This is a genomic window from Microcoleus sp. M2_D5 (genome assembly GCF_036701935.1).
In the GTDB taxonomy this organism is placed as follows: domain Bacteria; phylum Cyanobacteriota; class Cyanobacteriia; order Cyanobacteriales; family Microcoleaceae; genus Microcoleus.
Genome location: NZ_JAUBRP010000111.1, coordinates 1 through 14,679 on the forward strand (window position 1 = coordinate 1; position 14,679 = coordinate 14,679).

At 48.0% G+C, this 14,679-nt stretch carries 10 protein-coding genes; 7 read left to right on the plus strand and 3 right to left on the minus strand.

Features of this window, described 5'->3' with window-relative positions:
- The first annotated feature begins 141 nt into the window (after window positions 1-141).
- The 3 genes from recG (at window position 142) to QUA50_RS27600 (ending at window position 6,985) form a co-directional block, all read left to right on the plus strand.
- Complete coding sequence (gene recG, locus QUA50_RS27590; RefSeq protein WP_333268413.1) at window positions 142-2,649, plus strand: ATP-dependent DNA helicase RecG; 2,508 nt, start codon at window positions 142-144, stop codon at window positions 2,647-2,649.
- Between the two features lie 1,267 nt (window positions 2,650-3,916).
- Window positions 3,917-6,001: an elongation factor G gene (gene fusA, locus QUA50_RS27595; protein ID WP_333268415.1), complete on the plus strand. Its 2,085-nt coding sequence runs from the start codon at window positions 3,917-3,919 to the stop codon at window positions 5,999-6,001.
- A gap of 339 nt (window positions 6,002-6,340) precedes the next feature.
- A complete protein-coding gene (locus QUA50_RS27600; RefSeq protein WP_333268417.1) occupies window positions 6,341-6,985 on the plus strand; it encodes a Uma2 family endonuclease in 645 nt (214 codons plus the stop codon).
- A gap of 168 nt (window positions 6,986-7,153) precedes the next feature.
- On the opposite strand, the gene QUA50_RS27605 is transcribed toward QUA50_RS27600, so the two are convergent.
- Window positions 7,154-8,536 (minus strand): UDP-N-acetylmuramoyl-tripeptide--D-alanyl-D-alanine ligase, encoded by a 1,383-nt coding sequence (locus tag QUA50_RS27605; RefSeq protein WP_333268419.1) that lies wholly within the window; start codon window positions 8,534-8,536, stop codon window positions 7,154-7,156.
- Window positions 8,537-8,944: 408 nt separating this feature from the next.
- Here QUA50_RS27605 and QUA50_RS27610 point away from each other — a divergent pair, with 408 nt between their 5' ends.
- Together QUA50_RS27610 and QUA50_RS27615 are read left to right on the plus strand one after the other, a co-directional pair.
- On the plus strand, window positions 8,945-10,225 hold the full coding sequence (locus QUA50_RS27610; protein WP_333268421.1) for a hypothetical protein: 1,281 nt from the start codon (window positions 8,945-8,947) through the stop codon (window positions 10,223-10,225).
- Between the two features lie 287 nt (window positions 10,226-10,512).
- Window positions 10,513-10,842 carry an RNA recognition motif domain-containing protein gene (locus QUA50_RS27615; protein WP_172192890.1) on the plus strand — a complete coding sequence of 110 codons (330 nt, stop codon included), beginning with the start codon at window positions 10,513-10,515 and terminating at the stop codon, window positions 10,840-10,842.
- Between the two features lie 242 nt (window positions 10,843-11,084).
- Here QUA50_RS27615 and clpS read toward each other — a convergent pair whose 3' ends face one another.
- A complete protein-coding gene (gene clpS, locus QUA50_RS27620) occupies window positions 11,085-11,366 on the minus strand; it encodes an ATP-dependent Clp protease adapter ClpS (RefSeq protein WP_015178019.1) in 282 nt (93 codons plus the stop codon).
- 291 nt (window positions 11,367-11,657) lie between these two features.
- Between clpS and QUA50_RS27625 the strand changes: the two genes are divergently transcribed.
- On the plus strand, window positions 11,658-12,260 hold the full coding sequence (locus QUA50_RS27625) for a DUF3172 domain-containing protein (RefSeq protein ID WP_333268423.1): 603 nt from the start codon (window positions 11,658-11,660) through the stop codon (window positions 12,258-12,260).
- Window positions 12,261-12,560: 300 nt separating this feature from the next.
- Here the strand turns inward: QUA50_RS27625 and QUA50_RS27630 are convergent, their stop codons facing one another.
- Window positions 12,561-13,892 (minus strand): AMIN domain-containing protein, encoded by a 1,332-nt coding sequence (locus QUA50_RS27630; RefSeq protein WP_333298954.1) that lies wholly within the window; start codon window positions 13,890-13,892, stop codon window positions 12,561-12,563.
- Window positions 13,893-13,982: 90 nt separating this feature from the next.
- Between QUA50_RS27630 and QUA50_RS27635 the strand changes: the two genes are divergently transcribed.
- The gene (locus tag QUA50_RS27635) at window positions 13,983-14,540 is read left to right on the plus strand and encodes an NUDIX hydrolase (protein ID WP_333268426.1); all 558 of its coding nucleotides are present in this window, start codon (window positions 13,983-13,985) and stop codon (window positions 14,538-14,540) included.
- The last annotated feature ends 139 nt before the right edge of the window (window positions 14,541-14,679 follow it).

The following is a 14,679-nucleotide window of genomic DNA, read 5'->3' on the forward strand; positions in this document are numbered from 1 at the left end:
GGATGGGCGTCCCGCCCGTCCTTAAAAGACGGGCGGGACGCCCATCCCACTTTCCGTGTGAAAGTTATTTAATTCTCATTCCTTAAAAGAAAAAGTTAAAATCTAAAATCTAAAATCTAAAATCTAAAATCTAAAATTGATATGACTAATAATCAACCCGAATGGCAGCGATTGCAAAAAGCTCTTTCAGTAGAAGCCGATCGCGGATTTAACGACATCCAAGGCACTCAATACCGCTTCAGCGAGTTTCTGGGCTTGAGTTTGAGACAGTTGGCAGGTTCGGTGGTGGCTTCGGCGCGCGATCGAGCTAGGCAACTAGCCGCTGAATTTGACATCTACCCTCAGAAAGATATCGAAGGACGCCAACATTCGATCGCCATTACGGTCAGTTTTCTGAGGCACATGGAGCAAGTTTGGGAACAAGAAACTCGCCACCAGCTTGAACTTGCACGACAAGTCAGACCCGCAAACCCTCCAGAAGCAACCGCCCCAGCCGTTTCCGTTCCCCGAACTGCACCCCTGAGTTCAGCACCCCCACCGCCCAGTCTGACTCTCGACCAACAGTTAACCCGCGTCACCGGCATCGGCCCTGCCAACGGCAACCGCTTGGTAAAACTGGGTTTATACACTGTATATGACTTGCTTTACTACTATCCCCGCAACCACATCGACTATGCAAAGCAAGTGCAAATTCGCGAGCTAGTAGCCGGGGAAACTGTCACTTTAATCGCTGAAGTAAAGCGCTGCAATTGCTTTTCTAGCCCGAAGAATAAGAAGTTAACCATATTAGAAGTAATTTTAAAAGACCGCACCGGAGAGATAAAAATTAGTCGTTTTTTTGCAGGCCCTCGCTACAGTAATCGCGGCTGGCAAGAATTCAAAAAGCGCGAGTATTGTACGGGTGCGGTGCTGGCAGCTTCCGGGTTGGTGAAGCAGGGTAAATATGGAATTACTTTAGAAAATCCTGAGTTAGAAGTATTAGACGACTCCGGCGGTGCGATCGAATCAATGAAAGTCGGCCGCCTGATACCAGTTTATCCGCTGACGGAGGGGGTGGATGCCGGTTCGGTGAGGCGATCGATTTTGGCTGCAATGCCGGCGGCGAAAATGTTGCCAGAATCGCTACCAGAGGATTTGCGCGAGCGTTACGGTTTAATGGGTTTAGCCGATGCCGTGACTAATATTCACTTTCCCCTCGATCGAGATTGTTTGGCCGCCGCCCGCCGCCGCTTAGTTTTTGACGAATTTTTCTACCTGCAATTAGGACTTTTAAAGCGCCGCCAAACCCAAAGAAAAGCTCAAGCTAGTGCAGTCATCCTTCCTACTGGCAAATTGATCGAACATTTTTATGAAATCTTGCCTTTTGCCTTGACTAATGCTCAGGAAAGAGTCATCAATGACATCCTCAACGATTTAGCTTCGCCGCAACCGATGAACAGATTGGTGCAAGGCGATGTCGGGGCCGGCAAAACAGTAGTAGCCGTCGTGGCAATGCTAGCAGCAATTCAATCCGGCTATCAAGCCGCTTTAATGGCGCCGACTGAAGTTTTAGCAGAACAGCATTACCGCAAATTAGTAGGTTGGTTTAACTTGATGCACTTGTCTGTCGAACTGTTAACTGGTTCGACAAAAGCAGCCAAGCGCCGCGAAATTCACAACCAGTTAGAAACCGGAGAATTGCCCGTTTTAGTGGGAACTCACGCGCTGATTCAAGATACGGTGAATTTCCATAAATTGGGTTTGGCGGTAATTGACGAACAGCACAGATTCGGCGTGCAGCAGCGCGCTAAATTGCAGCAAAAAGGTGAAGCTCCCCACGTTTTGACGATGACGGCAACTCCCATTCCCCGGACGCTGGCGCTGACGCTGCACGGGGATTTAGATGTGAGTCAAATTGATGAACTGCCCCCCGGCAGGCAGGCGATTCAAACAACTGTACTGTCTGCCAAAGAACGCATTCAAGCTTACGATTTGATTCGGCGGGAAGTGGCGAGCGGGCGTCAAGTTTATGTGGTGCTACCGCTGGTGGAGGAGTCGGAAAAGCTGGACGTGCGATCGGCAATTGAGGAACAAGATAAACTGCAAAAAAGTGTATTTCCTGAGTTTAAGGTGGGTTTGCTGCACGGTAGAATGAGCAGTGCCGACAAAGATGAAGCAATTTCTAAGTTTAGGGACAAAGAAACTGATATTTTAGTATCTACTACTGTCGTAGAAGTGGGAGTAGACGTGCCGAATGCAACGGTAATGCTGATTGAAAATTCCGAGCGTTTTGGACTGTCGCAACTGCACCAGTTGCGGGGTCGAGTCGGTCGGGGCAGCAACCGTTCTTATTGTTTGTTAATGCCCGGTTCCAAAACTGGGGAAGCCATGCAGAGAATGAAGGTTTTAGAACAATCTCAAGATGGTTTTTTTATTGCGGAAATGGACATGAGATTGCGCGGGCCGGGTCAGGTTTTGGGAACTCGGCAGTCGGGCTTGCCGGATTTTGCGTTGGCGAGTTTGGTGGAGGATCAGGAGGTTTTGGAGTTGGCGAGGGCGGCGGCTCAAATGGTAATTGAAAATGATGAAAGTTTGAATCAGTGGCCGGTGGTGCGGGATGAATTGGAGCGGAGATATCAGCGGATGATGAGCGGGTCGATTTTGACTTAGGAATGAGAATTAAATAACTTCCACAAGATTGTGGGATGGGCTCTTATAGCCCGTCCACTCATGACGGGCTATAAGAGCCCATCCCACAATAACAATTAAAATTGTAAGTTATTTAATTCGCGCTCCTTAGATAGTTTTGGACGCAGCAACGGTGTTTTTAATAATATTTTGTAGGGTCGGGTTAAGCGAATATCTATCACAGCCGGCAGTTTCTTGCTGCACTCGCGCGCCCTCTCCCCGTAGGCTGATTTATTTGTACCTACCTATTTAGGATCGCGAATTAAATAATTTACACAAGTTTGTGGGGAGTAGGGGGCCCTAGCGTCCCGCCCGCCCTTTTTGGACGGGCTATAAGAGCCCATCCCACAAGAACCATCACGCATTGTAAGTTATTTAATTCTCATTCCTTAATGTCAGAAACCGGGTTTCTTGCCACAAAGTCACGTAAAATCTCAGGTTTTTTGTCAGGAAAACCCGCTTTATACCGTTTTGCTGAGAATGGTGCAAAATATCAAGTTGAGCGAAGCGTCAAAAACCAGAATTTGTTGGGTACGAGTGCCTCAACCCAACCTACTTTCTGAACCCAACTTAACTTTCACAGAGGATTTTTCCCTCGGTCTAGGGTATTTTTATGAATTGTAAGGATTCCCGTACCGATCGAACCAAGAATCCTTCGCAGGAATGACGAGGAAGTGTCAAAATTAAGGTAGTGCTGCCAGAAACAGGGAAAAGGAAATCTAGCCTGTACTGGCCGCACGCTGGCAACATTGATTCCTCGCTTGTCGTGCTTGCAGGTGGTGGCGGACGGTTCGTCGCATTTTATCTCAACAGTAATTGTCAGTAACTCACGGCTAAAGCCGTTGAGCTTGTAAGAAAAATCTTTTGCAAGCTGTACTGACCAGACCGCTCGAAAGAGCAGCCGTTATTTGGGTCACGACACCGGAAAATGCGAAGCTAGTTTTCCGCTCTGTCGCTTTCAATTAAACAGTTCTAGAGTCACTGGAACAGTGTTGTAAGCCTAACAAGCCCAGATAACCAGGTCGAAGCTAACATTACCCCGCAAGGGAGGCTCATAAAAGAGCAAACATTATGCGTGAGCGGGTTGCGACCTTCGAGATGGTAATTGTCCCATCGAAAGTACATCACAGAAGTACACTGAATTTAGCAATCTCCGCGTAATGGAAAGATTCACGGCGGTTGAAACCGCCCGGCCGTTTTCCACGAGCGGTCTAAAGACACGCTCGTTTCCCACTTCCCGAATTTTTTTATGAAAGATCTCACTCGTTATCGAAATATCGGCATTTTCGCCCACGTAGATGCTGGCAAGACCACCACAACTGAAAGAATCCTGAAACTGACGGGTAAAATCCACAAAATCGGTGAAGTACACGAAGGCGCGGCGACGACTGACTTCATGGAACAGGAGCAAGAGCGCGGTATTACGATTCAATCTGCTGCTACCACCTGCTTCTGGAACGAGCATCAGCTCAACATCATCGATACTCCCGGACACGTCGATTTTACGATCGAAGTTTACCGTTCATTGAAGGTTCTCGATGGCGGAATCGGCGTGTTCTGCGGTTCGGGTGGAGTTGAACCGCAATCGGAAACCAACTGGCGCTACGCTAACGATTCCAAAGTGGCTCGCGTTATCTACATCAACAAGCTCGATCGCACCGGTGCAGATTTTTACCGCGTTGTCAAGCAAGTCGATCAAATCCTCGGAGCTAAACCGCTGGTGATGGTATTGCCGATCGGCATAGAAGAAAAGTTTTGCGGCGTAGTCGATTTGCTGACCCGCAAAGCCTGGATCTGGGATGACTCCGGCGATCCGATGAACTATCAAATTAAAGATGTCCCCGCCGATATGGTCGATGATGTCGAAACTTGGCGCGAAAAGTTGATCGAACTGGCCGTCGAGCAAGACGACACTGTGATGGAACAGTATCTCGAAGGCAACGAGCCGAGCCTCGAAGACCTCAAGCGCTGCATTCGCAAAGGTACTCGCGATCGGGCATTTTTCCCCACCTACTGCGGCTCATCGTTTAAAAACAAAGGCGTGCAGTTGGTTCTCGATGCCGTAGTTGACTACCTGCCAAACCCGATGGAAGTCACACCGCAGCCAGAAGTCGATCTTGAGGGCGAGGAAACCGGCGAGTTTGCGATCGTCGATCCCAACAGGCCATTGCGGGCACTCGCGTTTAAGATCATGGACGATCGCTACGGTGCTTTAACCTTCACGCGCCTGTACTCCGGTAAGTTGTCCAAGGGCGACACCGTACTCAACACCGCCACAGGCAAAACCGAGCGCATCAGCCGTTTGGTGGAAATGCACGCCAACTCTCGCGAAGAAATTGACTCCGCGCAAGCAGGGGACATTGTGGCGATCGTCGGTATGAAAAACGTCCGCACCGGACACACCATCTGCGACCCCAAAAATCCCGCAACCCTAGAGCCGATGGTATTCCCCGATCCCGTTATTTCGATTTCGGTCAAACCGAAACAAAAAGGCGGCGAAGAAAAAATGGGAGCAGCCCTCACCAAGATGGTGCAAGAAGACCCATCGTTCCACATGGTGACGGATCAAGAAAGCGGCGAAACGATTCTCAAGGGGATGGGCGAGTTACACCTCGACATCAAAGTAGACATTCTCAAGCGCACCCACGGCATCGAAGTAGAAGTCGGCGAACCGCAGGTAGCCTATCGCGAGTCGATTACCAAGCGCCTCGAAGACGAATACACCCACAAAAAGCAATCAGGCGGTTCCGGTCAATTTGCCAAAATCGGCTATGTCATCGAGCCTGGTGAGGTGGGAAGCGGCTTCCAGTTTGAGTCAAAAGTGACCGGTGGTAGCGTACCGAGAGAATATTGGCCGGCCGTCGAAAAAGGCTTTGAAAGCTGCATCGACAAAGGCGTCTTGGCCGGATTCCCTTGCTTGGACTTGAAATTCACCCTACTAGACGGCGGTTTCCACCCCGTTGACTCGTCAGCAATGGCCTTTGAAATTGCTGCCAAAGCAGCCTACCGGCAGTCTCTGCCGAAAGCGGCGCCTCAGTTGCTCGAACCGATTATGAATGTCGATGTATTCACTCCAGATGATTACATGGGCGACGTGATCGGCGACCTCAACCGCCGCCGGGGGATGATGAAATCTCAGGAGACAGGACAAACAGGAGCGCGGATCAAGGCAGATGTGCCGTTGAGCGAAATGTTTGGTTACATTAGCGATTTGCGTACTATGACATCTGGGCGCGGCCAGTTCTCAATGTCCTTCTCGCACTATGCTCCTTGTCCGAATAACATCGCTGAAGAAGTGATTAAGGCGGCAAAAGAGCGTCAAGCAGCGAAGTAATGTATTGAGTGCGACGAATCGATTCGTCGCACTCAATCACCGATGTTAAAAACTAGATTTTTCTAGTTTTTAACATCGGTCAAGGGGAGTAAGCACCGGTGCATCTAAATAGTATTTTTCGGGCGGGCGAGACGCCTCAGAAGAGTGCGATCGCACTTGATAATAAAACTTAGATGCGCTGGAGCCGATCCCAATTTTATTTTCACACTCTTAAAATATGCTTTTTACTCTCCGAAAGAGATGCTCGCTTCAAAAATTGCTCTAAAAGGGCGATCGCGCATCAATCAAGATAATGTTTGCTAATCTACAATAAATAATTTAAAACCCAGGCAGGTAGCCATGACAGCCACCCTGATTCAAACCCCAAAAGCCGGATTTCTGCTGAAAAACATTAGTTGGCAGACTTATGAATCTCTGGTAAACGAACTCGCCGAACAGCCGGGAATTCGTTTGACTTACGATCGCGGAAATTTAGAAATTATGACTCCATCAGCACCCCATGAAAAGTACAAAAAAATCTTGGGACGTTTTGTAGAAAGTGTGAGTGATGAATTGAATGTTGAAATTTGCAGTTTGGGTTCTCTAACTTGCAGGCGGGAGGATTTGGCTCGCGGTTTGGAACCGGATCAGTGCTACTATATCCAAAATGAGAATGTAGTTTGGGACAAAGAACAAATCGATCTCAATCAAGATCCGCCGCCAGATTTAGTTGTGGAAATTGACGTGACTAGCAGTTCGATCGATCGACTTTCTTTATATGCAAGTTTAGGCGTGCCGGAAGTTTGGCGCTACGACGGAAATCGTTTAATAATTTATCAGTTGGAAGCACAGGAATATGCAGAAAGAGATGTGTCTCCGACTTTTCCTTTTTTGTCGCAAGTTGAGATGCTGCGCTTTTTGGAATTGAGAAGGACTACAAAAGAAAATGCTTTAATTCGCTTATTCCGGGAGTGGGTGAGGAGCCAAATTCAGTCAGGAGAGTGAATGAGGGCGATTCCCTTCGGGATAGCTCCGCACGCGCGTACTTTGGAAATGATATCATATCGTCGTGTAAAACATAGGTTTGTAGCGAGGACTTCACTCCGAGCGAGTTTATGGAGGGCTTAATTCCTCACTACGAACTTAATTATAATTCTTGACGCGGACAGGATATTATTCGCCCGCCCAATCAGCGCGAAACTTCTCCACAACTCGATTTAACTCCACCGAATGAGAGGCCTTAAATAAAATACGATCGCCCGGTGTGACAAACTCCATTAAATGCCTTGCTAAATCTTCACGGGAATTCTCCCTCGCAATATCTTCTACCTCTACAAAAGGCAAACCCGCCGCACCCGCAGCCATCGCCGCTGCTTCCTCAAAATCAGCAAAAACAAACAAAGCATCCAGATGCAACTCTCGCGCCGCCCTTCCCACTTGTCGGTGAAATTCGATCGCCCTGTCGCCCAATTCCTTCATCGTTCCCAACACCGCAATCCGGCGCTTTCCTGGAGTATCTGCTAACAGTCTCAGGGCAGCCAACATCGACTCCAAACCAGCATTGTAAGTCTCATCCAGAATCACAATATCATCTGGCAAATCGTAGCGGCGCGCCCGTCCATCCGGTAACTGCACAGACAAACCTTGCTTTAAAACTTCCAAATCAATACCTAACACTTTTCCTACCGCCAAAGCCGCCAAATAATTTAGAGCATTGTGTCGTCCCGGCAGCGGCAACGGTCGTTCTATACTATCTATAATTAGTGTATCATTCGTGAGCGAGCCTCCGCACAAATCCCCGCCTTCTAAACCGTAAGTTAAAGTTTTTCCCTGCCAAACTTTGGCTGCTGTTGCGATTAATCTGTCACAATCGTGATTGAGAATAGCAATGCTATCTGCGGGCATTTCGGCTAAAAGTTCGCACTTAGCTTGGGCGATCGCCTCTTCCGAACCCAATCGCCCAATATGCGCCGTTCCTACATTAGTAATTACCGCAACAGTAGGGCGTGCAATTTGCGACAGCAGCGCAATTTCGCCACGGGCGCGCATTCCCATTTCGATTACAGCATAATTGTGTAAGGGTGAAAGCTCCAACAGAGTTTTTGGTACGCCAATTTCATTATTGTAGTTATATTGAGTTTTAAGAACATTTCCACTCGTTGATAAAACCGCTGCAATTAACTCTTTAACAGTAGTTTTACCGACAGAGCCAGTAACAGCAACTATAGGTATACTGAATTGGTCGCGCCACCAACGGGCGATCGAATGATAAGCTTTTAAAGTATCGTCAACGCGCAACAGCGGAAAATTCGGCAATTCTTCTTGCCAATCTCGATCGACAATCGCCGCAATCGCCCCCAAATCGCGGGCTTTTGCCACAAATTGATGGCCGTCAAAATTGTCTCCCCGCAGCGCCAAAAATACTTCACCCCCCTCAAGAGTGCGCGTATCGGTGGCAATACCTGTCCCTACAACTGTCAAAACGCCTTCAGACACAGCAGGCAAAGGTACAGTTAAAATTTCAGCAAGTTGGGCGATACTTACGCGACAAACCATAACCAGCACTCACATTTAAAATAATTATTTTCACAGCTAATTCTACCTCGCCCAACCTCAAATTTAACTAACAGCGGGCGGCGGATCGGGATTGACCTCGATCATCCTAATACTAAATCGTCGGTTCACCAAAAAATTATCCCGTACCCACCCACGATCTTTACCAATACTTTACACAGTCGATGGTATTTAAGGCCTTGCTAATTACCAACAATTCATGTCATGCTGGTGTTGATAAATAGTTTAACTAAGCAAAAAATATCGATCGGCATAAGCTGCTGACCGCTTCTACCCATAAGTCTCCGCCGGCGAGAAGCTCGGTTGACTCAATTATTGCGATTCATTTGCCAATTCATCAAAATAATAGCGCTGAAAGCTCCTGCCCCAGCCTCGGAGGGTTAATCCACAGTGAACGACTACAACAGACAAAGCCACGAAGAAGAACAGCTACTTTACAAGCACTGGCTGGAGTTGGTACAACGAGAGCAGCCTGCCGAACTCATCAGCCGCTTTCGCACTTTGTTTATCCAGGGTACCGGATATCCCGATCGCTCGATCGCCGAAGCACTCGAAAAAATAGCAGCCTCAGACAACGCCGAACAAGAATTCAAGTACATCCTCAACCGCTGCTGCCACATCCTGATCAACCGCTGGCAAACCTACCCCAGCAAGCAAGCAGCCATCCCTGAATTGATCGCTATGTTTGAAGAAGCACCCAAAATCTTATTTGGATACCATCGATCGCGGGGGCGAGGCTCCATCCCCCAATTAGTAAATCAATTTACCGAAAGCGAACAGTACCTCACCCTCCAACGTTTAGCCAAAGTCATAACTCACAGCAATGAAGATAGCAGCAACAGCAAAACCCCTGCTACCCTCGCCCTCGGAACCTTAATTCCCCGCTACCCTTACCTCTACAAACACTGCCTTCTCAGCGACGACAGCAGCTACGAACAACAAAAAATCATTAAAAAAATCCAAGCTCAAAAGCAGCAGCAATTTGAACTCAACCTCTCGCAGTATGTTGCTCACCAAGTGAGAAAAGCCCAAACAGCTCGTCGGGAAACCTCAATTTCATTCACAAGAAGTATACAGCCTATAAAAAATCCGACCCTGTTGACCGACCCGGAACTATTCTTTGCCCTCAAGCAATTTGTCGGAAAAGTAGAAGGAGCAGATACATACAGACAGCTAGCGGGTCGTTTCACGGCGAACGCCAGCACAAATCAGTCCTACCGCTCCTTTAAAGACGACTTGTACGAATACCTGATTTCTTCTGTCACCGACGATCGCTACGGCAAACGTCTCTTTAACGAAAAATTGTATAAGCAACTACAAAATACCCTGCCCCACAGCGACGATCAGAAGTTTAATGAATTTTTAATGATCAGAACTTGCAGCCAGTTATTGAACTTTTTAGTAGTAGAGAGTCCTGTGCGGCCCAACCACTTTGTCTTCATTGACCTGATCTCAAACCTCGGGCCGACCCAAACCACAGGTTTGCTGCTGAAAATCGTACTAATTTGCGGCAAAGTCAAGCCCTACCTAGAAAAGAGGCTGGCAATTTTGTTCGGTCACTACGAATGCAGTACCCGAGAAGGCGTAGTCTGGTTAGTCAAAGCGCTGGAAAACGTAAACCTAGCTTTGAGTACCAACTTTGGCAAGGTGGATGTATCTTTCCTGCGGTGAGAGGGCGCGACATAACTTTCTCTGCTTCCACAACAGGCAAAACATTACACCGATCGATCGGGTTTCTCAATACCCTAAAAGTTTTACCTTTAATTAGAACGACTTAATTGACTCCTGAAACCTACTCAAAAGACTCTATTCTATGTTAAAGTACCAAGTGTGAATCAGATTCAGTTGCAGGCTTTGTTCATTGCTACAGAATTGTCTAAAAACTTGCCCTTCTGTATCGGCAGGGGACTCTCCGAAACTGAAATCTTCGCACTGTCTAAATTTTGGAGTTATTCCTCATGTCGATATACGTCGGTAACTTATCCTACCAAGTTACCCAAGAAGACATCACCACCGTCTTCGCCGAATACGGAACCGTTAAGCGAGTACATCTACCTACCGACAGAGAAACCAGTCGCCCCCGCGGCTTCGGTTTTGTAGAAATGTCCACAGATGCAGAAGAAGATGCAGCCATTAGCGCTCTCGACGGAGCAGAGTGGATGGGTCGCGACCTCAAAGTTAACAAAGCTAAACCCCGCGAAGATGAAGGCCGGGGTGGCGGCAACCGGGGCGGCGGCGGCCCTGGAAAATTTGCTCGCGGAGGGGGCGGCGGCGGAGGACGTTATTAATTTCCTCTGATAAAGATTTGAGATTGGAGAGTTGAAATTGGCGCGAGAGCTCACCTAGCTCCGAACCACTTCCGGTCGTTCCGAAAAATCTATGCTCTTCAAATTTCCATATCTACCCGATTAAATATACCAAAAAGCCAAGGGCCTAACCCTTGGCTTTTTGGTATGAAATTTGACAGTATGAAATTTGACAGTATGAGCCGGCAACCGACTACGCGAATCCGTTGCAGTACCGTCAGGTTCTAATCGTCAGGTTCGATGCTGCTGCTCAATCCGTGATTGTTGAGGGTTTCAGCGTAAAACTCAGCGTGTTCGAGAGCGCAAACAATCACCAATCCCATCCCGTTAGTATGGGCTTCCATCATCACATTTACCGCCTGTGGCTGAGTCAGACTCGGTACCGTCGCCATCAAAGTCTGCACCACGTACTCCATAGGATTGAAATCATCATTGTGCAGCAGAACGCGGTAGCGCGGTGCAAGCTTGCGGACTGTGGAAGGCTTTTGAATAATTTCGACAGACACTAATCTATACCTCCTGACTTGTAAAATGTTAAAATTTCTCAACAATCTTGAGCCGGATTCCTCCGCTGTGCAAGACTATCTCACTTTCAGCTATTTTATTGAAATCTGAAAATTCAGACAAGGCAGCCCCCTGGTCGATCGCGAGCTGTGAACTCAACACCAAACCCACAGGGAGTGTCCTGGGCCCTGGGCAACCACCTTGCTAGAGCCATAATATGAGAAAGGCGCGATCGGTTAAAAATAACAAACTACTACCTGTTGAGTCTCCAGAACTGAGGGAACGAACATTATATGAAACGCAAACCTAAATCCTACAACGACAGATTCAGCGGCGACGCATCCCGAGCAGATGAAGACTCCGATTACTCCGGCTCCTTTGGCGGACAGTCGCGGCGTCAACCTCAGTCCGGCAAACCCTCTTTCCTCAATTCCGCCACCCTAGGGATTTTAACAGCCGTCTTTATTCTGGGAATTGGCATTGGCATTGCCTTTAGCTCCACAGCTACAATTAGCCCAGAGAACGTAGCCTCCCGCGAATTTATCGATCGCAGCGCCCCGAACCCAGAACTTTGCGTGCAGTTTGGAGCCAGCGCGATGGTGACAGATATGCGCCTCTACGTCACCCTCAACCCCTTCAACGTCTACATCTCGCAGCCGAGTATGCGCCCCGGATGCGTTTTGCGAACCAATAACTGGGCAATTCTCGAACAAAGAAAACTCATCAGCCAAGACCAAGTGCGCGATTGCAAAAATCGCATGAACACCTTTGGCTTCACCGGCCCCCTGGAAGCTCAACCCGAAATTAACTGTATCTACCAAAACGACGGCGCTAAAAACCTGTTCCTCAACCAACCGGGTTCGATAGCTCCAACCACGGAAGGTCAAAATTTCTAAATCGCTGATATAGCGGTTTTTAGTTGAGTCAATTTACAGATATGGGGTAGGGATTTAGGCAAAGCCTAAGTCCCTACTTTATTTCAGAGAATGGAAAACTGCTCTAAGAGCGTCAATTAAATAATTTTCCTTTTTTCTTGTGGGATGGGCGTCCCGCCCGTCCTTTCTGGGCGGGCGGGACGCCCATCCCACAACAGTCATGAAAAGTGGATTTTATTTAATTCTCATCCCTAAGAAAATATTGAACGAAGAGGTTCGAGAGAAGACTTCCTTCTTCCTTATTCCCTCCTCCTTCTGCCTTCAAAAACCAAATTGGGGGAAATCTTCCGTTAACTGAACTTGCAAAATTTGGCCGGGTTGAATCGTAGCAGGTTGAGGAGCAGCGACGTAAGTTGTAGCAACACCACCGGCTGCTCCCGCCAACAAACCGATACCAGAAAAGCCGCTCAGCAAGAACAAAGCTAAGCCACCAATACCAGTATTTCGCAACAAACTGCGATCGGAAGGCTGAGCGCGTCGGCCTCCCACGGGTTCGGAGCGAGCCAAGAGAGGGATATTGCGACCGTTGAGACTAATAGCTTCGACCACAAATCGACTACCGAGGTTCGTTGTTTCAAACCGACCGATGACCGGCGTATTAGCAGGTACGATCGTATTGCCGCGACTGTCGAAAATTCCCCCTTGCAGCAGCAGCACTTCCTCTCGGCTGGGCTTCGCACGGGCAAGCCGCAAAGCTTGAGTACCCGGGTATAGCAAACTCAGCTCCGTGCCCGCCGGCAACAAGACATTCGCCCCAGCCGCAGCCTGCAAAGGAGCATTCGATCGTCCCCCAGGAAGCGGTTCACCAAAAGTAAGCGTCCGCTGTTGGGGTGCAGCAGCAGCCGTTATTTGAGGCTCTAGGCGGCGTAGATCGGCAGCTTGTACCCCACGGCGTTCGTCAAGGCGAACATTGACTAAAGGCACTCTTAGCGGTCGGATTTGGTCATTTGGAGTTGGCGGCTGCGAAGAATTTGTAGCGGGATTCAGGGAAGTAGGAGGCTCAGGTCGATCGACCTCTGGGACAGCATTTGAGTTGGAATCAGTCCGCCGCTGGTTTTGCGGTACTTGTATGGCAGGCTGGGGTTGAGTTTCGGGAGTTTCCACAATTCGAGTCGGTTCCAGCGAAGGACGCAACACCCAGCGATTTTCTACCCCGCTTCTTTGGAATTGAACTTGCCCTGCGCTGAAACCTACTCCAGGAGCCAAATTGACCAGAATTCTCGCCGTTCCCGGTTGAAGTTGACTCACCCCCACAGAACGCACTCTACCTTGTGGGTATAGCTGAGTTGCATCTACTCCGATCTCAGTATTGGGCAAATCCACAGCAATCTGAGACGGATTGAGTAGAGAATATCTGGGGGTTGTGCCCTCTGGGAGAGTAATTTCTAGCTGATTTGTCGCCGGATCGAATTTCCAACTTGTGACAGTAGAAGCATTTGCTGGTTCCAGTGTTGCCGGCACTGCTGCAACTGCGGCGACGACTGCTAGACTCAGACTCAGTGACTCGATCGCAAACAATCCGGGTAATAGAGAATTAACAGTCAATTTTTGTAAGTCTGCCCAAAATTTTCGTGGTAATTTTTTGTATGGCATGGCTGCTGGGTGAAATTTTCGATCTGAAATAGATTATGGATTGGAAAATTTTGCCTTCTGATGACGCTGAAAGTTTAACATTATTGCGATATGAAAAATTTAACTAAATGGAAAATATTGCGATCGCGCTTCGTTCTTAACAACAAGTGGTGTCAGGTTAGACAAGATGAAATAGAATTGCCAAGCGGACAAATTATAGACGACTTTTTTGTTAATGTCCGACCCAATATCGCCCTCGTATTTGCCACAACCGAGCAGCAGGAACTTTTATTAGTGCGCCAATACAGGCACGGAGTAGGCGAAATTTTGCTGGAACTGCCTGCTGGATCTTTCAACCCTGCTGAAGAGAGCGGGAAATCTGCAGCCGCCAGAGAACTTGCCGAAGAAACGGGATATGTTGCTGAAGAATTGTTGGAACTAGCAACCTTATATGATAACCCCGTAAAAGACACCAATTCTATCTACCTATACTTTGCTAAAAATGTCAAGCTTTCCAGCCAAATACAATTAGATGTTACAGAAGATATTGAAGTAGTTTTAGTCCCTATTGCTGAAGTATTGTTGAAAATAAAAAATCGAGAAATTTGTGTAGCAGGAAGCATCGCAGCTATTTTTTTAGGATTAGAATTTTTCAATAAACAGCGGTAAGGTGCTGTGTGAATGGAACCCTACACGCTGTTTTTTGTGATGCTTGTCTTAAGGAGAAAGAGTCATAAAATCGAGAGCAGTAATAGTATTACTAGCCCCAAAAAGCTGAGCCAAAACCTGACCAGTCGCAGCAACTTGT

What these genes read in the sequence shown, in the direction of transcription:
- recG (WP_333268413.1), top strand. Translation starts at nt 142, where the DNA reads ATGACTAATAATCAACCCGAATGGCAGCGATTGCAAAAAGCTCTTTCA.
- fusA (WP_333268415.1), top strand. Translation starts at nt 3,917, where the DNA reads ATGAAAGATCTCACTCGTTATCGAAATATCGGCATTTTCGCCCACGTA.
- QUA50_RS27600 (WP_333268417.1), top strand. Translation starts at nt 6,341, where the DNA reads ATGACAGCCACCCTGATTCAAACCCCAAAAGCCGGATTTCTGCTGAAA.
- QUA50_RS27605 (WP_333268419.1), bottom strand. Translation starts at nt 8,536, where the DNA reads ATGGTTTGTCGCGTAAGTATCGCCCAACTTGCTGAAATTTTAACTGTA.
- QUA50_RS27615 (WP_172192890.1), top strand. Translation starts at nt 10,513, where the DNA reads ATGTCGATATACGTCGGTAACTTATCCTACCAAGTTACCCAAGAAGAC.
- QUA50_RS27625 (WP_333268423.1), top strand. Translation starts at nt 11,658, where the DNA reads ATGAAACGCAAACCTAAATCCTACAACGACAGATTCAGCGGCGACGCA.
- QUA50_RS27630 (WP_333298954.1), bottom strand. Translation starts at nt 13,892, where the DNA reads ATGCCATACAAAAAATTACCACGAAAATTTTGGGCAGACTTACAAAAA.
- QUA50_RS27635 (WP_333268426.1), top strand. Translation starts at nt 13,983, where the DNA reads ATGAAAAATTTAACTAAATGGAAAATATTGCGATCGCGCTTCGTTCTT.